Here is a 23,542-nt window from a genome sequence, read left to right as displayed (position 1 = left end):
GTCTGCGACACTATTGGAACTACCAGCGTCAATGTTGGGTCCGGCTGTTTCAACACCTTTACCTTCTGGGAAGGTCTGCGACTGCGTAGTCGTTGGTTTGCTACCTATGAGGAACTAATGTTTCAACACCTTTACCTTCTGGGAAGGTCTGCGACTACGAGATCCTGGTACACTCCGTATCCCACCTAAGCGTTTCAACACCTTTACCTTCTGGGAAGGTCTGCGACATCGTAGTGTTCTGGGTCTATGCTCCGTTGGAGGTTTGCCTGTTTCAACACCTTTACCTTCTGGGAAGGTCTGCGACTGTTCTTCCTTGGCACAATTGGGTACTGGAATGTCGAGTTTCAACACCTTTACCTTCTGGGAAGGTCTGCGACATCAATGAAAGCACCTTTGTAGGCTTCGGTTACTCCTTGTTTCAACACCTTTACCTTCTGGGAAGGTCTGCGACTCGATGGGGTTCCATGCCCTGAATGGGCTATTGCCTGGTTTCAACACCTTTACCTTCTGGGAAGGTCTGCGACCTCCCATTAAACTGGGTGCACCTTACACACTACTTGGGTTTCAACACCTTTACCTTCTGGGAAGGTCTGCGACTAGTGACGGCTAAGGGGACGTGTAAGTGCTGGTAGACGTTTCAACACCTTTACCTTCTGGGAAGGTCTGCGACGATCCCGACTACGGTTGGACCGTTGACAGCCTAAAGTTTCAACACCTTTACCTTCTGGGAAGGTCTGCGACCTTGCCGCGGCTGCTGCTTTGATCTGGGCAGCAGAGAGTTTCAACACCTTTACCTTCTGGGAAGGTCTGCGACCCGGACGAGTTGGCTGAAGTAGCAGAGAACTGCTACGAGTTTCAACACCTTTACCTTCTGGGAAGGTCTGCGACTCCGCGATGCATGGACGAAAGTCCGTGCTAACTTCGGGTTTCAACACCTTTACCTTCTGGGAAGGTCTGCGACTTTGACTACTAACGTGCTCAACGCCTAGCGGCATCAATGTTTCAACACCTTTACCTTCTGGGAAGGTCTGCGACCAGAAATCTCTGACCCCTGTTACCTTTTCCTTGGTGTTTCAACACCTTTACCTTCTGGGAAGGTCTGCGACCGTTGCCGTAATCCCAGCGAATAGCGGGTAATAGAGCGTTTCAACACCTTTACCTTCTGGGAAGGTCTGCGACAAATGTGAGTTAGTAGAGACTACTAGACGGGAATTCCGGAAAGTTTCAACACCTTTACCTTCTGGGAAGGTCTGCGACTGGCCGTGTTGAGCGGTACTACGCAGTCTACTACTATGTTTCAACACCTTTACCTTCTGGGAAGGTCTGCGACTATCAAAGAGCCCCGGAAGACTGCACAAATTGCACTGTTTCAACACCTTTACCTTCTGGGAAGGTCTGCGACCAGCTACGGGCGCAGGCCCAAGCCGCACTACAACGAGCAGTTTCAACACCTTTACCTTCTGGGAAGGTCTGCGACAAGAGCTTACCAAAGTTCTAAGGGCTCAGGCCAAAACGGGTTTCAACACCTTTACCTTCTGGGAAGGTCTGCGACGTTATCCTCCGTAACCTCATTGAGCGCGCAATATTCAGTTTCAACACCTTTACCTTCTGGGAAGGTCTGCGACGCCTATACATTTACGGTAGTAGGCGCCTGTACCTGCGCCAGTTTCAACACCTTTACCTTCTGGGAAGGTCTGCGACTCAGAAGAGCAAGCTAAAGTGCTTCTAAAAGCTATGCAGTTTCAACACCTTTACCTTCTGGGAAGGTCTGCGACAAGTGTCTCGTCAGCGCTCGTATGACTGCCGACCAGTTTCAACACCTTTACCTTCTGGGAAGGTCTGCGACAAAGGCTGTCACCGAAGTGGCAGCCTTTTTATTTTAGAGGTTTCAACACCTTTACCTTCTGGGAAGGTCTGCGACTTTCTTGGCCGAGCCCCTAAGGCTGGCTGCCTTATCGGGTTTCAACACCTTTACCTTCTGGGAAGGTCTGCGACCGGACGAATACCTGTTTTGTTGCGTCCTACGGGAGGTGTTTCAACACCTTTACCTTCTGGGAAGGTCTGCGACTACCAGGCTTTAAACCCCTTTGTACAAGGTGTCTGCCGTTTCAACACCTTTACCTTCTGGGAAGGTCTGCGACCCCTCCATTCTACATCCCTTGCCCAGAGCGGGATCCAGAGGCCATTTTCGACCGCCTCCCAAAAACCACCCCATCCAGGCCGCAAAACAGGGATCCAAAATCGCTGAAACCCTTATCCAGAGCGGCATCGACCGGGTCAACGAAAGAATCAGCCTTTGAGGGCATTGGCCGAGGTGATCGCTCAGGCATTCATACCCGCCTGTTGAGCGTCTTTGAGTCGCATCGTCCAGAACTGAATGGTCTCGGCAATGGCAATCAACAGGTCACTCATCAACACCTGCTGATTAAAGGTCAACTGCCTTAGCCGCTCCTGAAACTCATGGGTGGTCATGTCGCCCCGGATCCCTAGTTCTGCCCCTGCAACCTCGGCCAACACAATCCGCGCCACCCCCCAGGCAAAATAGCGTCGTTGTTCATTGTTGCCCTGCCCCGCCGCCGGGATCGCTCCCCCCAGCAAAGCCATCGACCGCGACATCGACCAAAACCGCTCCAGCCCCCAGGTGGCCACATAATCGGCAATGCCACTGGCGGCTCCCTGCCACTCCTGCAGATGTTGGATCCCTGCTTGGAGGCGATGAAACACCCGCCGATCCAAGTCGTAATGTTCGACCGCCATCATGCACCCCCAATGTTCGTGATCCGCACATTGCCATAACCAACGCTCCACAGTCCGCCCAGGGAGTGATCCCCCTGCAAAAAGGATTGCCACTGATCCAGATGTTCTACCTTTTGGCGCACCGTCCAGCTAAACATAAACACTGCCCCCGGCGGATACCCCTCTACGGCAAACAGGTTTTCCACCAAATTGCCCTTGGCATCCGGTTCATCCCGCAAACTTACCCTCGGCTGCCGCACCAACCCCATATCCACAATCAAATTGATGCAATGGTTGGGTACCACAATCCGACAATCAGGATCCACCCCCTCTGGAGCCGGTAACACCTCTGTCCACTTCTGGATATTGGTCAACCTCAGCCAGCGCAAATACAGGCTGGATCCCGCTGCCAATTCTGGATGGGTCATATACACCTGATCCAGGGCAAAGTTAAACGGGGATCCGTGATTCAGTTGTTGAAAACGATTCAGCCAAGCCGGACAACTCACCCACCAATTGCCGTAGCCCAGTACGTGCACCGGCCACCACACCGGCCAGCCCCACCCCAACGAGATCCGCCCCGGCGAAATATCCTCTGTCGGCCCTCCAAACCAGTTCTTGACATGGCCCCTATAGGCATCTTTACCTTCGGCATCCTCCCGCAATGCCCCCCGTAACGAACTCCCCGGAATGGCAGGCGTCCGATCCGGCAAGCGAAACACCGGATTATTGTTGCCCCGGCTCTCGCTATCTGCCCCGCCAATATGCACCGGCGACAAACACACCAACCACGCATTGGGCATCGTTACCTTTCCTCATCCCGAAACAACCAGATATGGCCATACCCCAACGCATCCCGATGAAAGGGATCCGGCATGGGTCCCGACTTCTGGATTGAGGATCCCTCTTGCCACAAATACACCGCCCCTGCCGGAGTTAGCCATTCTCCAGGCGTCAACACCGCCACCCGCCGCTCTGGATCCTTTCGATCCTTCACCTTTTTCCAAGACTGCCAGGGTACCCCGGTTTCGGCAGCATAGGCCCGCACCCCCTCAGGACAGGGCACCGAATAGGTTTGTTTGCTCCACAAGGCCCCGGTCAACAACACCCCTCCGGTTGCCCCCTTGCACTCTTCGCCCAGCCACTCCCAACCCATCAACTTCACCGGCTGAATCGCTACCGGCATCCCCCCTGCCCCCAAGGTGCCCCACCGCGGCGGCTCATACTCCCCCAGGATCCCCACCAAAATGGACCAACCGGGATCCATCAGCGTCGTCATCTCCGCAAAAAAGCCCCCCTCCTCCCGGACTTGGTAATCTTGGCGGCTGTTGTGGCTCAGAGTCAGCGTCCGCCAGGGCAGCTCCACCAACTCCCTCCCTTCCACTGTTCCATCCCGCCACAGGCTGCGTAACCCCACTCCCGAAATCAGCCGGGATCCACCCACCACCTGGATCGGCTTCCTTTCATGTTCAGATCGGGGTTGCCAATATCCCCCCACCTCCTGCAGGCGAAACACTCGCTCTAACTTGTCTTTGCCCTCATCCAAGGCATACACCGGCAACGGCAACGGCACATAAAAGGATCTGGGTGAGGCGAGCGAATGCCAAAATGGCCCCCACAACCGCGCCGAACTGGGCAACCCCAAACACGCCGCCAACTGATGCCCATTGGGAGGCCACCGACACCCCACCTGACCGCTGTTCTGCCCCACCGGGGTCAAATTACCCAAACTCAACGGCCCCGCCGGCGTTAACGTCAACCAGTTCACCGCTGCCTCAGGCATCCCTTCGCCCCCCCACCAACTCAATCCACCGCTGCCGCTCCCGCTCTTGCCGAGCCAAAAAGCCCCGTAGGCTGATCCAACTCAGCCACCACTCCCAGCTCGATAGCTCTGCCCTAAATTTCTGCCGATATCCCAACACCTGATCCCACAACCCCGGATCGATGCCCACACTGGCCCACAACGTCCGAATCAGAGATCCCACCCCCAGCACCGTCTGCGCCTGCGAGGATAGCCGCGTGCTCTCCACATACCCCAACAACTTCTCCCAGCGATTCAGCTCCGTCTGCTTGGGATCCCGCTTCGGCTGCACCTCCTCCATCAGCAGGAGCCACAACGGCCACGGACACACCCACTCCAGGCTTTGGCCACTGTTAAACAGCACCCGCACACACACGCGGTTACGCCCTGTTTTCTTTGCCTGCTTGTACGCCTGATTGAGGTTGCGATGCCAAAGAGATTGGGGGATCCGTCTCTGGGCAATCACCACCCCCAAACTAAAATCCATCCCTCCACCCGGCACCGGATACACCTGATCTCCTCGCCGCACCCAGCCATCACACACCGGATCCAACGGCTTTGTCACCGGATTGGGTAACCCTCGCCAGAGCTTCAAGAGATCGCTGGTCAACGCTACCGCCTCGGTGATCGGCCCCAGCAGCAGAAAATCATCCCCCCCGGCAAACACCACCCGTCCCAGATGGTGATCTTCCACCAGCGGATACAACACCTCATTCCAATAGCTAAACAACACCGACAGGTCTAATACGTGAGGCAGTTCAATTTGTCTGGGCTGGGATGGCACAAGCGGTGGTTGGATCCCCAGTCGATAGACCTCGATCTTGCTCTCATCCACGTGCCAGCGTTCCCAGGCCAACTGTCGCTCTCGATACTGAGTCCCCGACAGCCATTGCCCCATTTGATCCCCATCGCCTCGCCAGCCCACCGTCCACTCGATCACACTCTCCCAGCCCGCCAGCTTCTCTTGCTCCCACTCATCCAGTAGATCCGGAGCCTGATCCCGCACCGTTCGCCGCTCCAAAATCCGCGGATGGGCAAACCTCTCCCCGGCCTCATCCACCCCAGGGATCCCCCATTCCGTCAACGGTTGCCGCTCAAAAATCAGCTCATTAAACGTCTCTACCTTCTCATTCCACACCCCAGGATCCACCACCTGCGTGATCCAAGCCGCTGCCGTCGCCGTCTGATCCGGAAACCGCTCCCAAGGACAGGCCGGAGGTTTCTTCCCCCACAACCGCTGCAAAACCAACTCCATCACATCAGGGGCCGATGCCAACCGCTTCACCATCTCCAGGCTATTCAGCCGCTCATCTTTAGAAAACAGGCCCGCCAAACCACTGCGGTCTGCCACCCGTTCCCACCAGGACTTGAGTTGCTCATCGGGCATTCCCCATGTCCCCCCCTGATCCAACGGCTTCAACCCCGGATGCCAGGTCGAAAGACTCCCCGCTGTCGGACTCGTTCGCCCCCCCCACCAGGGATACTGCCACTGTCGCGCTAACTTCCGTGCCTCAATCTGCCCATGCAACCCGCCAATCTGCTCACTCAGCCCCTCAACCTGCATCGGCTCCGACTCGGCATACACCGTCCACAAGCAGGCATGATCCCGATGAATCACCCGCCACCCGATCCCATTCAGCAGCTTCGGAAAACGCTCCACCACCACCTCTTCAAGGACTGCAATCAACCGCGACCACTCCTGCCGGATCACCTGACGCTGACTCTCAATCCATTCCGGCTGACTAGGATGTAATCCCGTTAACACATTCGGCAACTCTGCCCGCCAAAATCCTTCCCCACCGGGGTAGTCGGGATCCCGCAACCACTGCACCAAATCCACCCCCTGATGACGCGGCAACAGCACCACCCCACCTCGCTCCTGCCAGCGATACACCGTTACCGCCGCCAAGTAATGACACAGCCAGGACGCCACCGCCCAGTCCCGCAACCGTTGCCCTGCCCCCAAAAATGTCTGCACCGGCCCAAAAGTCAAGGCCGCCACCTGAGTCAGCTCGGGTCGTTCCCCCAAATCCTGCTCAATCTGCCGCCACGACTCTCGACTCGCCCCTCCGCCCCACCAAAACTGGTTTTGCAAATACTCTGATTCTTGCCACTCGCCACTCACCGGATGGGTTGCCAACCGCGTTTCACCCTCTGGGATCCCTCCCACATAAAGCCGCCGCTGCTGAACCAACCATTGCTCCAAATCCATTTACAGTTGCTCGTCGATCCGTTGCACCTGAGTTTGATAATCCCGCACCCGCTCTTGGATTTTGGACTGGATCCCTGCCAGCTCAATCAAAAACTCCAAATGACCCACCGCCACCTGAGCCGGATGATCTGGGTGAGCGACGGATCGCAACTGCTGAGTTTTTTGATCCAAAATCTGGTCAACCACATCCCCCTGCAAAGAGTGATAGAGATGATTGCGAATATCTGCAAACTTAATTCTCGTACTTTGGCTTAATGCCCAGCCCGGTTCATTACAATAGAAGCCTTGAAATTGAACCAGAGCCGGTCTACTGGCAATGGGATCGAACCGATATGTAAAATCTTGATGATTCTTCTTTCCTAGGAAACTTCCTTGAGAGATTCCCCTCGCAATCGCTGTGATGTTGACAAAAATTGGATCGGGATCTTGTTGATGAAATAAATCTACCGACCCATTGTTCCTACGCCGCCACGAGAATTGCCCTTGCCCCTGCTGCACAACCAAGCACTTCAACACCAACTCAAGCGCCCCTGCCACCCTTAGGATCCAATGCATCCATTGCCCTCGCTCCCGAAATGACCGCTCACTCCAGCAGGCAATCGCAATCCGCTCCAAAACCTCTTCTTCGGGACTTAGCCCCAAATTGAGTTCCCGCAAATTAAAAGACACTGCCCGATCCAGCCGCCGGATCTGTTTCTCCATGTCTTTGTCCACATCTCCCTTCGCCAATCGAAGGATCCCGGCAAAATCCTGCACCGCCAGCAACTGCCGAATCTGAGGCGCTTTCAGCCGCCACTGCCAATGGGATCCACTATGTTGCCTCGGTTCCTCATCTTGTCGGGATAGATATAAAAACTCCACCGCTTGTCCTTCCAAGCGTTGCTCGATTCCCCATAAATACAGGGCACTACTTAACGCCGGAGTTCCGCTACTGTGCTGAATAAAAAGCGTCTCAAAGGAAAAAACCTGCTGATCGGGCAAGTGAATCCGGTTGTTTTGAATAAGTTGACCGAGAAACTGAGTGGCCCGCTTGGCCATGCCTTCCCAATCCGCAACTCCTGACTTCACCTCCGGTGGCACCTCAAACCGTACACAATGACAACGAATCCCCTGCTCCTCAGCCCAGGCCAGCAACACCTCCTCCCACCAATGCCCGTCGGATGTAATGATCTCCTCCCAACCTGAACCCGCTATCGGCTGAGCTTGAAACCACGCCGTCTGATCTGTTAACAGCACTACAAATGTGGGGGATCCCTTTACATGCTGAACATATTGATGTGCCTGACGAATTAGGGGAAAATCTACACGGTTTAGGTTACCTAACAATTCGTTCTTGAGATCTTGAGCAAGCTCTTGCATTTCATGGAGATCAAAGCCCCTAATCTGCTCCCTTCCCGGCTGTCCATCCACCTGGACATCGCTGGTTCCCAAAATCTGCAGTACGACGGATTCCAGCATATCCACCTCACCGGGTCAGAACTTTAGCAGATACCTTCAGCCGAACCAGATCCGCAACCGATTCACCGGATTGATCCGCATCAATACGACCTTATGCCAAGGGTGGTTTTGACAACCCTCTAGGATCCGATTGGGTGGAATCGACATGTACCGCTGCTCTATCGCCATACGAGTTAACCTGGAAACCCTTGGCGGTAAAATCGGGGGACGATGTGGCACAACCCGATAGGTACAAAAGGCAACTTCAGCGTTACCACCCAAGGGAACTATTGCAAAAATGGCTAAATAGGCAATCAGACCAGCCGAGACGAACTTCATAGCTCAAGCTCACTATCCGCTTGTTCATGAGCCTAACTATAACACAATCGCAGTATTGTTGCAAATTAGACTTTTGACCTATTGAAGGCGTTTTGTATCTACTCAAACTGAGGATGCTAAATTGTTGTCTCCGCCTGACTACAGCAAGGTTGAAGCATAATCACAGCGGTAGCTTTCCTCTCCTCCTCACACCTTAGGCTTGACCGCCGCCACCACCCGACCGAGCACCGAAAACTCCTCCTGCAACTGACTAAGGCGATACACCTCCGGACGGTAGGCCGGATTATCACTCAACACCCGGATCCGCTCCTTCATCCGCTCCAACCGCTTCACCCGCAGATAGCCATCAATCCTGAGAACAAAAATTCCTTCCACAATCCGGTCCGCAAACTTCACCGACTCATCCACAATCACCATATCCCCCGAATCCAGTGTCGGCGCCATCGAATCTCCCATCACCCGAATCATACTCAACCGATAGGCCGCCAACTTATCCTCAATCGGCTGATTCCACTTGACGAGCTTGGCCCGTGTCTTGGCGTAGGTCGAAAGCACCGTGGTCACTGCCACCGACTTAGATTTGTAGGCCACATACTTGTCCCAGAGTAGGAGACTCATCTTTTGGACTGCCTCTGGTTTGAGGAAGCACCGCCAATCAAACGTCCCATCCTGCAGCGCAATCCCCACCCGGCGAGCCTCCCGCTCTGCCGCACTCACCCCCGCCGGATTGGCACGGATCCCCAGAAACCCCAAAGCAATCTCCTGCTGAAACGCCTTATCCTTGAGGGATCCAGGCTTAGGAGGTAACGTCCCCCGCAGATACAGCCGACTATTGCGGAGCAAGATGGACAAACCCACATTGGCAGACTTCAGCCGACCATTGGCTTGAGCGATCCGCTCCAGAGTGGCTTTGGTGATGCTGTCCACCAGCTCAAATCCTTCACTATCAGCTTCACTAAAATAATAGGCTGATCCGACTCGAAATGACCCTATTTGTCCCAGTCCTAGAAACAGCGCAAAGTGGCCCCAAAAAGCCAGAAGCCCTACTCCACAACGGAAAGGGGCCTCTAGTAAGGGTTTCATAGAGATGGCTCAGGCGTGATTTGAACACGCGACCAAGGGCTTATGAGTCCCCTGCTCTACCGCTGAGCTACTGAGCCAGGATAGTGCTTAACTAGAATAGCACTCTTGGGCCGGAACTGCGCCTCAGAAAATCCCCTCAGCCCCCTCTCGGGAGAGAAGCCACAGACATAGCCACGCCTATCGGCAGGCCAGGGCAGCTTCGTAAACCCGTCGGTTGGCCGCGAGAGACTTCTCCAAATCCACCAGTGGGCGAGGGTAGTCCACCCCCAATCGGACTCCAAATTGCTTCTGCTCGGCAGCAGTGAGGCGATAGGGCTCGTGGATTTTATCCCCCGGGATCCCGGCCAATTCCGGCAACCAGTGGCGCAGATAGTCTCCTTTGGGATCGTACTCGCGAGATTGTTTGGGGATGTGGAAGTAGCGGAAGCCACGGGCATCATTCCCTACACCGGCGGTGTAGTTCCAATTGCCGTAGTTGCTGGCCACGTCGTAGTCGATGAGCAGCGACTCAAACCACTCAGCGCCCATGCGCCAGTCGATGCCCAGGTTTTTTGTCAAAAAGCTGGCCACATTCTGCCGTCCCCGGTTGGACATAAATCCGGTAGCCGCCAGCTCCCGCATGTTGGCATCCACCAAGGGGTAGCCCGTCTCACCCCGACACCAAGCCTGAAAGCGCGGCCAATCCTGCTGCCAAGGGATGGGGATCCCTTGGATCCCAGAGGGACGGAACAGTTTAGCGCCGTGCTTGGCCAAGATAAACCGAAAATAATCCCGCCACAGCAGCTCAAACACCAGCCAGTAGGTGGACTCATTGCGCACCCGCTCCTGCTCGTAACGCTTGACCTCGGCATAGACGGTGCGAGGGGAGATGCAGCCCAGCGCCAACCAAGCAGAAAGCCGGGAGCTATCGTCGGGATCCAACATGCCGTTGCGGGTTTCTTTGTAGATGCGCAGCCGATCCAGATCCCAAAAGTAGGTTTGCAGGCGGGCATGGGCAGCGGTGCTCCCGCCGGTGTAGGTGAAGCGAGCCCGTGGATCCCCGGCAGGTGAAGATAGCCCCAGCGAGGCCAGGGTGGGCAGAGGGCCGGGATCCAAACCCGACGGCAGGGGGGGGATCGCGGGAATGGGCAAGGGATCCCGGATGGGAGTGCTTTCCTCGACTTGCTTTCGAAAGCGGGTGAACAGCTCCGGCAGTTGCGAGAGACAAAAGGGGAGATCTTCAGGGTGGTAGAGGGTGTGGCCCCAATCGACCTGCAACGGGATCCCCAGAGGCTGCAAAGCCCGCTCAACCGCTGCCGCCACCTCCTTCTCCTCGGTGCCCACCTCTTCATGGGCATAGACCGCCTCGACTCCCCACTCCTGTGCCAAGGTGGGGATCACGTGTTCCGGCTGTCCCTGGCGGATCACCAAATCCGAGCCGCGCGACCGCAACTGCTGCCGCAAATCCGCCAAACTCTCCAGCAAAAACTGACCGCGGAAAGGGCCGGTTCTGGGGCGGAGCCCAAGGGAAGTCTCGCCGAACTGGCGGGGATCCAAGCAATACAAGGGGATCAAAGGGGATCCCTGTTGGCAGGCCCGCGTCAGCGGCTGGTGATCCAGCAGGCGCAAGTCGGTGCGAAACCACAGCAGGACGGTCATTCTGCAGCTACCCTACACAGATCCCGCGGACTCAGACTTGGACACCCGAACCCCAGCTGGACGCCCCAGCTCAGGGCTGGGAACAAAATGAGGCACATCGGCAGCCGGGATGTGAACAGGGGCCTTGGTGCGCGGATGATAGGTTTGCCGGGCGGGACGATGGCGCAGCGAGAACGTGCCAAAGCGAGCCAGCCGCACGGATCCCCCCTGGGCCAGGCATTGGCTAATGCTGTCCAGCATAGCCTCCAGAGCAGCAGCAGCCATTTCCACGGTCAGGCCATCCACCTGCGCGGCCATCTGGCGGGCCAGCAAACGGCGATTTAAGTGGGGAGGAGAAGCCACCAACCGACCCTCTAGACAACAGCAACACAGACAGGGGCCTAGAGCGCCTCCAATTCGCTCTCGAAAAACCAATGTCGAGATCGATCGGGAAACTCCAGAATGTAGCCGACACCGCTGCCATCGACCACACGCCGTGCCAGCACCACAGCCTCTTTGCCCACCAGGGCGCTGATGTTGTCTTGTCCGCGATCCCGGACAGAGCGAACTTTGACCTTATTGCCAACTTTGATTGCCATAGCCGATTCGGCAAAACCGCGAAGAGATTTACCACTCAAGATGGTACGGCAAAAGTCCCCTTGCCGAGCTCCTGCCGCACCTCTGCTGGGGTTGACCCCGATGGGATTGCTAGAATGGGGTCAGAGTGCCGTGCCCCAGGGAAGACTGCCTCCGTGATTGCCCTTTCCCTCAAACCCGCCCACTGCTCCTGGAGCGTTATCAGCTTTCCCTCCACCCTCTACACTCAGCCTGTCCTCGATCTCTTGATCTCAAAAGTCCCTCCTGCCTGGAGAGCGGAAATACGTTTGGGCCTACAGGAAGCAATTATCAATGCCGTCCGCCACGGCAACGGCCTCGACCCCAACAAGAAGGTGATCATCGAGTACGCCAGCTCGGAGCCCTTTTACCAATGGCTGGTGCGAGATCAAGGGCCCGGCTTTTGTCCCCAAGAGAAGCTCCACCGATGCCAACATAACATCTTAGAAACCGAAGAGTCGGGCCGAGGAATGCTGCTGCTCACCCAAATCTTCGACTTTGTGGAGTGGAATGAAACAGGCAACCAGGTCTACCTGGCCAAATACATCCACGCCAACTGCCGGGATCCCTGGATAGTCTGACCCTCAATGCCACTCCCAAAACAGCTTGCCCATTTGGGTAATCTGGCGACCCTGATCCGGATAGGGAGCCTCAGAAACGGTGAAGGCTGTGGTGGCAAAGGCAAAGCGTGTGGATGCCCAGCGGGATCCCTTAGCGCTCCGCGCCGCTGACGCGACCGGGTCAGGCAGCTCGCTTTCCAAGAGCAACCCCAGGGATCCATAGCCATAGCCCAAATTGCGGTGGGGCAGGGAAGCCACCAACTTGCGCCAGGCGCGATTTGCACTCAAGGGGGGATCCGCAAGGGCCGCCTCCAGAGCCGCCAGAGAAGAAGCCAGGTAGGAATAGCCTTTGCGGTCGGCATGATACACCTGTGCCGGCAGCGGGATCCCTGGCAGCGTTTGGGGGAGAGCCTCTGCCGCCTGCAATGACGCGGATCCTCCTTTCCCACTGACTTCCAGCGGCTCGCCTGCCAACACAGGGATCTCCGGTCGATGGATAGAGCGGTAAGGACTCCGTCCCGCTGTCGCCACCGGCTGGGGTTCTGACTGCCCCCCTGCGGGAATGGTTGGTTTGGCCCAGGCGGTGGCGGTGCCGCGCTTCGTTGCCAGAGAGATTACCTGCCAGCCTTGGGCGCGTGCCCGCTCATCCAAGTCGAAATAAGGACTCCGTCCCGCTGTCGCGACCGACTCATCCGGCAGCTTACCGACCCACAGCCAGGCTGGATCCCCGTCGCCGGGCAAAAGGGCAAAGGCAAACTCTCCCCGTTCCGGCAACAGACGCTGCCAGTCCAGCGCCACCTGAGATTGCAAGCGCTGCAGCCACTGGCCGGGATCCACCCGCAACCCCAGGGAATTTAGGGGCTGGATCTGCCCCAGGCTCTGCCAAACTGAGACCAGATTCTCTCCGGAAATCAGCGCCAAGGTTTTATCCGGCAGATGTTGAAGGATCTGCGGGCGAAAGGCTTCTGCCGCCGGCAAGGAGAAGCCAGCGGGCGCATGCCAGAGGGCAGCACTTTCGGCCACCAAGCCGCGGAAGTTTACCCCCAACCCCAGCCCTACCGCCTGCAACGTCAGCCCGTCTGAAGAAACCGCCTCTGGATTTTGCCAGAAGGCCCAACCCACATGCGCCTCCCGCAAGGGCTGGATGACCTGCTGAAACAGAGGCTGAGCCACCAGAGACAACTGCGGCAACTGCCAAGCATCGATTGCAGCCCGAATGGCAGCAGACTGCTCCGCCAACAACACGTATTGCTCGCCGAAAACGGCTGCCGAGAACCCCTGCAGGCCCGGAATCGGGCTAGACACCACCTGAATGCCCTTGTAAGTGTCCACCTGCACCGGCCTCCCGGCCAAGCTCTGCCGTTCCCACAATAGGTTCAGCTCAAACTGAGAGAGCGCCGCATCCCGCGTTTCCAGGGCAACCAAGGTGCCCCACTCCGGCAAACTGGCCAAGAGGGTACTCCTCCCCAGCCAGGGCCGCACCTCCCGCTCAAAATCAAGGGATCCCCCGGCCAGCAAGGATCCCAGCCAGCCTGGGCCTTCAGGGGAGAAAAACTTTTGCCACTGCTGACGGGCAGCGCGTCGCTGGGGGGCAGGAGTTGCCGCTTGCCAAAACGCTTGCACCTCGTCCAGGGGAACAGCCAACACCAGCAGCGCTTGTGCGGAGCGAGGGGCCAAACCCACAATTGGCGGCAGCTCCGGGTGGGCCAGCAACAAAGCCACCGGACTGCGGGTGAGCAGCCATACGACAACCCACACCACCATGGCGGCCAGAAGACCAAGCCCAATCAGGATCCCGCGCAAGAGTTGCCGTCGTCCCATATCTCAATCTCTGCACCGAGGGAGACATGGCGCGGACACCCAGGCCCTACTGCTCTGCACTGCTGGCATGAACAGGCCTAGTGAAGAAGCGCTGCCCTCAGTCCTGCATGATAAAACCTTACCATGGAACAGAGGCTAACCCTGGTGTGCCAGCTGGAGCCCACCGCTGAGCAGGCGGCCAAGTTTAGAGGCACCCTACAAGCCTTTGTGATCCGCACCACCATTCCAAACCAACGTGCAGATCAGCCCTGCCTTGACCAGCCCGGCAGCTATCTAGGCCCATCCGAAAGTCAAACCCATGTCAGAGTTTCAACTGGTTTCTCCCTATCAACCCACCGGAGATCAACCTAAGGCAATTGCCGGCTTGGTGAAGTCGATTTCAGAAGGCCATCGTTTTCAAACCTTGCTGGGAGCAACCGGAACCGGCAAAACGTTTACCATCGCCCATACCATTCAGCAGGTGGGCAGGCCCACCTTAGTGATGGCCCACAATAAGACTTTGGCAGCACAACTGTGCAATGAGCTACGAGAGCTGTTTCCCAATAATGCCGTCGAATACTTCATCAGCTATTACGACTATTACCAACCGGAAGCCTATGTTCCCAGCACCGATACTTACATCGCCAAATCTTCTTCCATCAACGATGAAATCGATATGTTGCGGCACTCGGCTACCCGCTCCTTGTTTGAACGGCGGGATGTGATTGTGGTGGCCTCGGTGAGCTGCATCTATGGTCTGGGCATGCCAGAAGAATACCTGAAGGCTTCCATCCCCTTCAAAGTCGGCCAGGAGATCAACCAACGGGATGTCTTGCGGGATCTGGCCAGCATCCAGTACGAGCGCAATGACCTGGAGCTGGTGCGGGGGCGATTTCGCCTCAAAGGGGATGTGCTGGAAATTGTGCCGGCCTATGAGGATCGGGTCATTCGCATCGAATTTTTTGGGGATGAGATCGAGGCCATTCGCTTAATCGACCCGGTTACAGGTGAGATTTTGAACAGCCTCAGCGCCCTCAGAGTTTATCCTGCTCGGCACTTTGTAACGCCGGAAGCACAACTGGAGCGGGCAATCCTCAATATCGAGCAAGAACTGGAAGAGCAACTGGCCCTCTTTCGCAAAGAAGGCAAGCTCCTGGAAGCCCAACGGCTGGAACAGCGCACCCGCTACGACCTAGAAATGCTGCGAGAGGTGGGCTATTGCAATGGGATCGAAAACTACTCTAGACATTTAACGGGACGCAAAGCAGGAGAGCCCCCCGCCTGCTTGGTGGATTATTTCAAGGCCGACGATTGGCTGTTGGTGGTGGATGAGTCCCACGTGACCGTGCCCCAAATTCGCGGCATGTACAATGGCGACCGTGCCCGCAAGCAGGTGCTGGTAGATCATGGTTTTCGCCTGCCCAGCGCCCTCGACAATCGCCCCCTCAAAGCCGAAGAATTTTGGGCCAAGGTTCATCAGTGTATCTTTGTTTCGGCTACCCCCGGCAACTGGGAACTGGAGCAGAGCGAGGCCCAATTTGAAACCCGGGTGGAAGATGGCAAGACCTTGAAGTTTTATGTGCAGGGCAGCGGTCGGGTTATCGAACAGGTGATTCGGCCCACTGGGGTGGTGGATCCCGAGGTGCATGTGCGCCCCACGGCTGGGCAAGTGGACGATTTGCTGGGAGAAATTTATTTGCGATTGGAGCGCTCTCGGCAGGGATCTGCCGAACGGGTGATCGTGACCACCCTCACCAAACGGATGGCAGAAGATCTCACAGAATATCTCCAGGAGCGAGGGATCCGAGTTCGCTATTTGCATTCCGAGATCACCTCGATTGAGCGAATTGAAATCTTACAAGATTTTCGAGAAGGGGCCTTTGACGTGTTGGTAGGAGTTAACTTGCTGCGGGAAGGGTTGGACTTGCCAGAAGTTTCTTTGGTGGCCATTTTGGATGCTGACAAAGAAGGGTTTTTGCGAGCAGAGCGCTCCCTGATTCAGATGATCGGGCGGGCAGCACGAAATGTCCGCGGTATGGTGGTGATGTACGCCGACACCATGACCGGCAGCATGGCCCGGGCCATTGCCGAAACCCAGCGTCGCCGCGAGATTCAATTGCAATACAACCGCCAACACAACATCGCGCCCAAGCCCATTGTCAAGAAAAACAGCAATGCCATCTTGTCTTTTTTGGCCATCTCCCGCAAACTCAGCAACCCAGATCTGGAAAAAGCCTTTCAAGCTGCGCAAGAGATCCCTCTCTCCGAGATTCCAGAGCTGATCGGCCAACTGGAACTGAAGATGAAAGAGGCCGCCAAAAACCTAGAATTTGAGGAAGCCGCCGAGCTGCGAGATAGAATCAAAAAGCTGCGTCAACGCCTTCTGGGCCATTCTCAGGGCACCTAAAATCCTTGCTCAGATCGGCCAAAATTGAGGTCGGCTTGTGCCACCATGAGCTTGCGGGGCAGCACCAGGGATCCCCAATTGATCGATAGGCGTTCGTACCAAACCGGCCATGCAGGACTCCGTCCCACTTAAGCGAGCAGCTCTTTGGGTTGGGCTGACGGTGGGGATAGGTCTCTGGCTCACCCCTGCCGTCGCCTCTGCCCCTTCATTGGCCCAAGCCCTTGAATTTCGGGATCCCAACTTTTTCCTGACGGATCCCCGCCCCACACCGGCTGAAGCGCCAACTCCTGAGGGATCCCCTGCTCCGGCTCCCAGCCCAGTCGGGATCCCTTTGACCGGCCAAGAGGGCACAGAGGTGTTGGTGGGGAACATCCCGGTGTTTCGCCTGCAGACGGCAGACTACCCCAGCGATGTGCGGGCCGACAACGTTCGGGCGATCATCGAGCGCTTTCTCGAAGAAGGGCAGTTGCCACAGCCAGAGGTACGGGTAGCCCAGGATGCCAATGGGCAATACATCTTACGCCTGGGGGAAAGAGGCCGCTTTGAGGCCACCCAACGGTATTTGTTTACCGTCACCTATGCCGATGCTGCCGCGGAGCGCAGGGTGGCACCGGGTCAGGTGAACCTGAATGACGTGCGTCTGGTGGCCAACAGTTGGGCGCGGCGGTTGGAGCAAGCGATTGCCGATTACCGCGAAGATCTGCTGGCTCTGCAGCGGGCCCAGGATCCGCGCGTGCTGGTTCTGACCCTCCTGGCAGGGATCGCCACCCTGGTGGTGGGGTTCTTCCTCTGGCGGCTGTTCGACCGCAGCTTAACCCGTCTGCAACGCTGGTTGGAGCTTAAGGCCGGAGAGACCTGGGGCACCTGGATTGATGTGGGTGGGATGCTGCTGCGGGGCGTGGGGGTGATCCTCATCGCCGGCATCTCGCTGGATCGCGGTATCAGCTTCATCCCTGCCCTACGACCCTTTCAGCGCTCCTTTTACCTGGGCCTGGGTCGTGTGGTCGCCACGGCTCTGGGCGTTCTCACCCAGCCTCTGCCCAACTCCAGCGTTTCGATTGCCAGCTTGCTGGTCTTCCTCGTCCTCTCCATCTTGGTTTTCACCGGCGCCCACTACGTCAGTGTTGGCTTCAAGCAGCGCTTTTTGGCACGCCTGGGGCTGGATCTGGGCACCCAAGAGTCTTCGGCGGCCATCTTCAAGTACATCCTGACCCTGTTCGGCATCCTTCTGGTCTTGCCCTTCAGCGGCCTTAATCTGGGCTCCTTGGCGGTTATTGCCGGGGCGGTGGGTTTGGGGATCGGCTTTGGTTTGCAAAACCTCTCCAACAACTACATCAGCTACATTGCCATTTTGCTGGAGCGCCCCATCCAAATCGGGGATCTGGTGGAAGTGGACAACCTGCTCGGCACGGTGGAGCGCATTGGCCCACGGGCCACCGTCTTGCGCACCCTGGATCGCATTTTTGTGATTGTGCCCAACTCCCGCTTTACCGAATCAAAGGTGGTGAACTGGAGCTACCGGGATCCCCGCTGTCGCATCCACATTCCGGTCGGCGTGGCCTACGGCTCCGATACCGCCTTGGTTACCGAAGCCCTGCTCAGCGCCGCCAGAGAAAATGCTCGGGTGTTGAGCAGCCCTGCCCCCCAAGTCTGGCTCAAGTCCTTTGGCCCTTCTGCACTTAACTTTGAGCTGCTGGTGTGGATCAACCGTCCTCAAGATCAGTTTGTCTTGATCAGCGAGCTAAACTTCCTGATCGAGGCTGAGTTTCGGCGACGTGGGATCCGCATCCCCTTCCCGCAACAAGATATTCATATCCGCAGCCTAGAGGGATTTGCCCCCCTCAGTCAAAATGGCGGATCCCCTTCTTTGCCCGATACCGACTCCATTCACTCTGCCCTCAAAGAAGCGGCTCAATCGCCGGAAGACCAAAATGGTGTTTCCTAAGCTATTGCCTGCCATTGACACCCTATCGACACCATGTTGCAGCGGTTAGATGAGGTACTGGGAAGCTTTGGCAGCCATCCCCGTTGGGCTGAACTGAAGCAAATGCAAACCCTGCGGCAGCTCTGGCCCGAACTCGTCGGAGAGGCCGTAGCCGCCCAAACCTATCCCCTCAGCGTGCGCCGACAGGTGCTGCAAGTGGCCACCTCTACCCCGGCCTGGGCGCAAAATTTAACCTTGCAACGTCAGCTCATTCTCAAGAAACTCAACAGCCGCATCCAACCTCCCCTCAGCGATATCCGCTTCAGCCCTGGTGCCTGGCACGAGGGATCCAGCCAAGCCACCCCCCACCCTGATGCGGAGCTGACCAGCAAGTTTTATGGCGCTCCCCGCCTAGCAGACCAAGATGGACAACGCCCTGGATCCTGTCGCAGCCCCAATCCAAAACAGCCCACCTCCGACCCGAAAGTGGCTTTCGAGCGCTGGGCCAGAGTGGTGAAGCAACAACAAACCCAGGAGAACCTGTTCCCTTGCCCCGCCTGCCGCTGTCCCACCCCTGCCGCCGAATTGGAGCGTTGGTTTGTCTGCGGGTTCTGCCATCGACAATCCTTGCGCCCGCCCAGCTAACTCAGGAAACTCGAATTACGGTTGCTTCAAATGGCAATCAAACGATTCGTCAGGTCGATCCCCAACTTCTTTCTTCCTCTGAGAGAGGTTGTGGATGGTTACGGCAGCGGCAAGGAGCGCTTGGGAAGCGTCTCAACCCAGTTTGAAATGCAACTGCGAACCCTTAATCGTTCATAGCCCGATAGGTGGCCACCGAAGACGGCGATACACGGTTTAAATAGCGGAAGATCCAATACTTAAAAAGCGTATCTAGGAAAACCGGAAAAGTAGCAATAAAGCCGTAGATAAAATCGCGGTTCTCCGGTACCCCCAAATGGGCAGCCAAATTACCCAGCAGCACCTCCCAACCGTGGGGAGAGTGATAACCGACAAACACATCGGTAAAGAGAATAATAATGAAAGCCTTGGCACTATCGCTGAGACCGTAGATCAGACGATCCAAAAAAGACTTGAGGACTTCGATTTCCTCACGCCCAACAAAGATAAGCCAGCCAAACACCAGCAGCGAAAGCAAATCAGCAAGGATATTCTTCAAGCCTTCCGAGTTCCTACGGCTATATTTTTTCAGCAGTTCCTCTGCCTTCATGGACAGTTGATCTGCTGATTCCAGATCCCACTCTGGAGATTGATGGTGCAAAGCTCGCTCAAATTCTATTCTTTCCTTGAAAAACTCGAACTCTGTCAGGGCTTTTTCTTGAAATTCGTGGCTCAGAGCCACAATGGCAGGCTCCCGTTGTTGCAAGTGATCTACCAATGGCCCAAACAGAAAGTTTTTCGAGAGGATCTGGGTGAGCAGAGGCAAAATGGCCAACAACAACAGAAAACGAATCGATACCAGTGTGCGAGTGCGAGCCTCGCGATACTCCTGGATCAGTTCCTCTTCGGCCTGGGAACTCAGCTCACGGCGGATTTGGCTGGCTGTGCGCAGAATAGAACGGGGCAGAATCGCAGCTTTGGAAGCGACCGGGGCAGCGCCATTGCCGGAGCCTGCCTTGACAGAGACATCAGGAGAACTGGGTTGGGTTGAGGTAGGTTGTTCTGGCCGTTCGAGAGGCTCAGGTGAAGTGGAAATTGAAGCAGAGATGGGCTGGGATTTTCTGGTCGGGCGTTTGTATCGAGAAGTCACCTGATCGATAAACTGCAGTTTCTCCAAAATGGAAAGATCTCGTCTTTGGCAACCATTCTCGGAGTTTTCGCTGCTGCTTTCAGAAACATTGGCCTCAGCGGCATGGAGTTGTTGAGCTTTATCTTGGGCAGAAGTAGGGCCGCTGCCATTTTGCTCGGGATCCGGCAGGCGAGAAAAGGCGCTGCTGGCTCTGAACTCTGCCAAACGCAGATCGATCTGGCGCAGTTGCCGGCGCAGTTGAATCTGAAAGTAGCGGCTGACATTCTGGCCGTGTTGCCCATTGCTGCCAATGGACCCTCCCTGGAAGTATTGATCCTCAATGGCTTTAATGCGCAGGGCAGCCTCATAAGCTTGGTCGAGGGAGCGCAGGGGGGTGTTCGAGATCCATTGGCCCAGCCTGCTCAATACGGATTCTCCCATTGCTCGTTCCCGTGGCACTCCCCATGGGGGCCGATCCACACATTACAGTGATCCGATTGACTAATTATTGTAACGAGTCCTGGGTGCCTAGGCGGGAATCCCAACGGTGGAGAAGTACTTGCAGAGACTGGCCCTGCCTCGACAGAAGTACAGACCGGCGCCTTTGGTCTAGAGCAACATTCAGCACCCCTTAAAGCGCTTGAGGGCAAAGCCACAGATCTGCAGCAGCCGCAGCCCCTCTCGCACATGGTGAATGTTGGAGCGACCATAGGTTCTGGGGAAATAGCGCACGGGGATATCCAGGATCTTCAGGGTGCGCTTGGCGGATCCCAGCAACAGGTCAAAATCTCCAAACGGGTCGAAATCCCCCCACTCTTGGCACAGCTTGGCAATCTGCTGGTAATCCTCCCGCCACAGGGCCTTGGTGCCACAGAGGGAATCTTTGATGCGGATGCCGAGAATGTAGGAGAGGAGAGCGGCAAAAAAACGATTGGCCCATTGGTTTAGCCGAGGCATTGCCTCTGGTTTCAGGGGATAGATAAGGCGACAACCATTGGCAAAATCACATCGCCCGGAAGCCACAGCCCGGAAAAACTTGGGCATGTCCTCTGCCTGTACGGTCAAATCGGCATCGAGGATGATCAACACATCCCCTGTAGCGGCAGCCAGCCCCTTGCGCACCGCATCCCCCTTGCCCTTGCCCTCCTGCCGCAGAGCCCGGATATTGCGGATCCCTTGGTATTCCGCCTGTACCCGCTGGATCTCGGCCCAAGTCCCGTCGCTGGAATGCCCCTCCACAAAAATGATCTCGGTGCGGGATCCCATCTCGGGCAAATGTTCCACGCAGCGGCGGATGTTGCCCGCTTCGTTCCGAGCCGGAATCACCACGGTGCAGGAAGGCTGCTGCTCAGGGGGGGGATCCCAGGCAGGGTCGGGCTGCAGGCGAGCGATCGTGTACTCTGTCAGGCAGAGGGCGTTGATCCCGGGCAATGGGGCAATCACCCGGTTGATCACAGTCGAAAGGAACGGGATCCGCCGCGGCAACAACAGCCGCTTGCCCTGCTGAATGACCTCGTATCCTGCCAAGTGCAGCAGGTTGGCCACATCGGCTGCCGATAACCAGTTGGCTGCCGGCAGAGGCATCCGTTGCTTCAGAGCGGTTGCCAAGCCCAGAATCGGCTCCCAGAGCGGGTTGTGGTGGGAGAGGATCAGGCGGGTGCGTGGGGTACAGAAGCGGCGCAACTGCTGGAGAACCTGCTGGATGTCGGCCAGGTAGCCCAGGGTATTGACGAGCAAGATCACATCAAAAGGCTCCGCCAAGACGGGATCCCCTTTGTCCAGCGTGTGGGCATCTTGCACCCGGAAATGGAGATGGGGAAACTCTGCCTGAGCTTGGGCAACAATGTCCGCATCCCGGTCGATCCCCACCCCGAAGCTGGGCTGCAAGGCATTGAGCAGGGATCCCGTGCCGGAACCAATCTCCAAGATGCGCAAACCGGCAGGGACAAAAAAGCGATGCAGCCGCTCCAGATCCTCGTGGTAGTAGCGGTTTTTTTGCCGCCAGTAATACAAGGGGTGGGTCAACGCTGGCAAGGGATCCCTGGGGTATCGCTGGATAGTCTTCGATCGCGGCAGCGGGCCGGAGGCCTTTCATAAGGTGTGATCGTTTGCAACAACGGCTTCAAGCACCTTAGATCTCAATCTGTTGGTCACCCAACCCAGCTGGATCCCCGACAACAGGGGCGAAGCCCTCCAGCGATTGCGTACCGCAGCCACATCTTGCCACCCCAGTCTCTCCCCACCCAGCGATAGCAGTACAGGGAAAAGGGAAGCATTGGCGGGCAAGTGCCAACGAGCGGGGATCTCAGCGACGACGCACTTTATCCCTTTGGCTGACAAAGATGATGGCGCCAAAGAGAGCCCCCAGCACAACTGCACCAGCCACCAAGCTCCAGAGGAAGTTAGCAAGTGAGGGAGTCATAAAAGCGTTTCCTCCTCGTGCAAATAACCATTGCCCAACGGTTTTTCGATTATACCGAGCCCTGTCACCCTTCCAAAGCCTGCCTTTGTCCCTGCCGGGCGCTGTCATTTGGTAGTTTGGTATTCCAGGGGCACCTCCTCTAGGGTTTGGCTCTTGCCGGCAAAGGGGTTATCCGGCGTTAAGAACAGCATACAGTGACATTCCTTTCGCTCCCGCATGGGTACACAGGGGCAATTCCAATAGCCTGCTTTTGCTTCTGCCTCTTTGTCTTCATAAAAACGACAGGGACACAGCGGGGCGCCCAATTGCTCTTTGTGCAGAGCCAAGCCTTCGATCACCGCCGTCGTAATTGATGGATCCGAGCAGAAAAAGGTCTCGGAGCGTTTGGCGTAGGTTTCTGCGAAATGCCGCATCAACTCAAAGCTCTTCTGTGAGGACTTTTTGTAACCACGACTTTCCATGACGATTCCCAAAAGTGGAACTAACCGGCTGTTGCTAGCAATGGGGTTCACAGCTTTTTCCGACGACGCCTCCCGAAGCCAGTACAGACGTGTAGGGGGCCGGGATTCTATTAACTCCACAGATAACTCCACAGACCTCCCACAACGTCGAGAAAAGCTGTATCTCGCTCTTCGTTGTACAGCAGACCTCTAGGCAGGACAAAAGATTATGCCCTTGCTGTTACACAAGGCAACATCTAGGGGCCGTAGCAAGAGCCAGCCTTGGCGTACTCTACAGAATACCTTGACATCCTCCCCGGCCTTTAGGCCGGAGATTCCTACCACGCTGCGCATGGATGGCTCCTTGCGCAGTCGTCTCGGCGGGTTCCTGCTTCCGAC

General features: G+C 56.6%; 19 protein-coding genes, 1 tRNA gene and 1 CRISPR repeat array (1 of these 21 cut by a window edge). Of the genes, 4 read left to right on the top strand and 16 right to left on the bottom strand.

What is annotated here, in order from left to right; all coding sequences use genetic code 11:
- Window positions 1-2,141: direct repeats of the CRISPR family, unit length 36 nt; unit sequence GTTTCAACACCTTTACCTTCTGGGAAGGTCTGCGAC (it extends 100 nt beyond the left edge of the window).
- A gap of 181 nt (window positions 2,142-2,322) precedes the next feature.
- The 10 genes from ACVWXZ_RS11575 to petP form a co-directional block, all read right to left on the bottom strand.
- Window positions 2,323-2,760, bottom strand: coding sequence for a hypothetical protein (locus ACVWXZ_RS11575; RefSeq protein WP_457482535.1), 438 nt, complete (start codon window positions 2,758-2,760; stop codon window positions 2,323-2,325).
- Complete coding sequence (locus ACVWXZ_RS11570; protein ID WP_457402432.1) at window positions 2,757-3,539, bottom strand: RAMP superfamily CRISPR-associated protein; 783 nt, start codon at window positions 3,537-3,539, stop codon at window positions 2,757-2,759. The genes ACVWXZ_RS11575 and ACVWXZ_RS11570 overlap by 4 nt, the downstream gene beginning before the upstream one ends.
- Window positions 3,540-3,541: 2 nt before the next feature.
- The gene (locus ACVWXZ_RS11565) at window positions 3,542-4,519 is read right to left on the bottom strand and encodes a hypothetical protein (protein ID WP_457482534.1); all 978 of its coding nucleotides are present in this window, start codon (window positions 4,517-4,519) and stop codon (window positions 3,542-3,544) included.
- Window positions 4,512-6,749: a Cas10/Cmr2 second palm domain-containing protein gene (locus ACVWXZ_RS11560; protein ID WP_457482533.1), complete on the bottom strand. Its 2,238-nt coding sequence runs from the start codon at window positions 6,747-6,749 to the stop codon at window positions 4,512-4,514. Before ACVWXZ_RS11560 ends, ACVWXZ_RS11565 begins: the two co-directional genes overlap by 8 nt.
- Complete coding sequence (locus tag ACVWXZ_RS11555) at window positions 6,750-8,207, bottom strand: hypothetical protein (RefSeq protein WP_457482532.1); 1,458 nt, start codon at window positions 8,205-8,207, stop codon at window positions 6,750-6,752.
- A gap of 504 nt (window positions 8,208-8,711) precedes the next feature.
- Window positions 8,712-9,452 (bottom strand): S24 family peptidase, encoded by a 741-nt coding sequence (locus ACVWXZ_RS11550; protein ID WP_414384053.1) that lies wholly within the window; start codon window positions 9,450-9,452, stop codon window positions 8,712-8,714.
- 161 nt (window positions 9,453-9,613) lie between these two features.
- Window positions 9,614-9,685: transfer RNA gene (locus tag ACVWXZ_RS11545), tRNA-Met, on the bottom strand.
- A 100-nt stretch (window positions 9,686-9,785) separates the two neighbouring features.
- On the bottom strand, window positions 9,786-11,246 hold the full coding sequence (locus tag ACVWXZ_RS11540) for a DASH family cryptochrome (protein ID WP_457482531.1): 1,461 nt from the start codon (window positions 11,244-11,246) through the stop codon (window positions 9,786-9,788).
- Between the two features lie 12 nt (window positions 11,247-11,258).
- Window positions 11,259-11,588: an HU family DNA-binding protein gene (locus tag ACVWXZ_RS11535; protein ID WP_457482530.1), complete on the bottom strand. Its 330-nt coding sequence runs from the start codon at window positions 11,586-11,588 to the stop codon at window positions 11,259-11,261.
- A gap of 38 nt (window positions 11,589-11,626) precedes the next feature.
- Window positions 11,627-11,824 (bottom strand): cytochrome b6f subunit PetP, encoded by a 198-nt coding sequence (gene petP / locus ACVWXZ_RS11530; RefSeq protein WP_457482529.1) that lies wholly within the window; start codon window positions 11,822-11,824, stop codon window positions 11,627-11,629.
- A gap of 153 nt (window positions 11,825-11,977) precedes the next feature.
- Between petP and ACVWXZ_RS11525 the strand changes: the two genes are divergently transcribed.
- Entirely contained in the window at window positions 11,978-12,421 is a 444-nt protein-coding gene (locus tag ACVWXZ_RS11525) for an ATP-binding protein (protein WP_011432443.1), read from the top strand.
- Window positions 12,422-12,424: 3 nt separating this feature from the next.
- On the opposite strand, the gene ACVWXZ_RS11520 is transcribed toward ACVWXZ_RS11525, so the two are convergent.
- Window positions 12,425-14,221, bottom strand: a complete 1,797-nt coding sequence (locus ACVWXZ_RS11520; protein WP_457482528.1) for a DUF3352 domain-containing protein — start codon at window positions 14,219-14,221, stop codon at window positions 12,425-12,427.
- A 298-nt stretch (window positions 14,222-14,519) separates the two neighbouring features.
- On the opposite strand from ACVWXZ_RS11520, the gene uvrB reads away from it, so the two are divergent.
- Window positions 14,520-16,607, top strand: a complete 2,088-nt coding sequence (gene uvrB / locus ACVWXZ_RS11515) for an excinuclease ABC subunit UvrB (RefSeq protein ID WP_457402445.1) — start codon at window positions 14,520-14,522, stop codon at window positions 16,605-16,607.
- Here the strand turns inward: uvrB and ACVWXZ_RS11510 are convergent.
- Complete coding sequence (locus ACVWXZ_RS11510) at window positions 16,604-16,735, bottom strand: hypothetical protein (RefSeq protein WP_414343450.1); 132 nt, start codon at window positions 16,733-16,735, stop codon at window positions 16,604-16,606. The two genes, uvrB and ACVWXZ_RS11510, sit on opposite strands and share 4 nt — an antisense overlap.
- Here ACVWXZ_RS11510 and ACVWXZ_RS11505 point away from each other — a divergent pair.
- Together ACVWXZ_RS11505 and ACVWXZ_RS11500 are read left to right on the top strand one after the other, a co-directional pair.
- Window positions 16,717-18,552: a mechanosensitive ion channel family protein gene (locus tag ACVWXZ_RS11505; protein WP_457402448.1), complete on the top strand. Its 1,836-nt coding sequence runs from the start codon at window positions 16,717-16,719 to the stop codon at window positions 18,550-18,552. The two genes, ACVWXZ_RS11510 and ACVWXZ_RS11505, sit on opposite strands and share 19 nt — an antisense overlap.
- A gap of 33 nt (window positions 18,553-18,585) precedes the next feature.
- A complete protein-coding gene (locus ACVWXZ_RS11500; protein ID WP_457402450.1) occupies window positions 18,586-19,176 on the top strand; it encodes a DUF721 domain-containing protein in 591 nt (196 codons plus the stop codon).
- A gap of 163 nt (window positions 19,177-19,339) precedes the next feature.
- Here the strand turns inward: ACVWXZ_RS11500 and pxcA are convergent, their stop codons facing one another.
- The 4 genes from pxcA to ACVWXZ_RS11480 form a co-directional block, all read right to left on the bottom strand.
- Complete coding sequence (gene pxcA / locus ACVWXZ_RS11495; RefSeq protein ID WP_457385822.1) at window positions 19,340-20,722, bottom strand: proton extrusion protein PcxA; 1,383 nt, start codon at window positions 20,720-20,722, stop codon at window positions 19,340-19,342.
- 180 nt (window positions 20,723-20,902) lie between these two features.
- Window positions 20,903-22,306 carry a glycosyltransferase gene (locus ACVWXZ_RS11490; protein ID WP_457441998.1) on the bottom strand — a complete coding sequence of 468 codons (1,404 nt, stop codon included), beginning with the start codon at window positions 22,304-22,306 and terminating at the stop codon, window positions 20,903-20,905.
- 280 nt (window positions 22,307-22,586) lie between these two features.
- Window positions 22,587-22,703, bottom strand: a complete 117-nt coding sequence (locus ACVWXZ_RS11485; protein WP_011432450.1) for a photosystem II reaction center X protein — start codon at window positions 22,701-22,703, stop codon at window positions 22,587-22,589.
- A gap of 104 nt (window positions 22,704-22,807) precedes the next feature.
- The gene (locus ACVWXZ_RS11480) at window positions 22,808-23,164 is read right to left on the bottom strand and encodes a ferredoxin-thioredoxin reductase catalytic domain-containing protein (protein ID WP_011432451.1); all 357 of its coding nucleotides are present in this window, start codon (window positions 23,162-23,164) and stop codon (window positions 22,808-22,810) included.
- Window positions 23,165-23,542: the final 378 nt, after the last annotated feature.

The organism is Thermostichus sp. MS-CIW-38 (assembly GCF_054058415.1).
The sequence above is the reverse complement of the archived record's forward strand: the minus strand, read 5'-3'. Positions and strand labels throughout refer to the sequence as shown.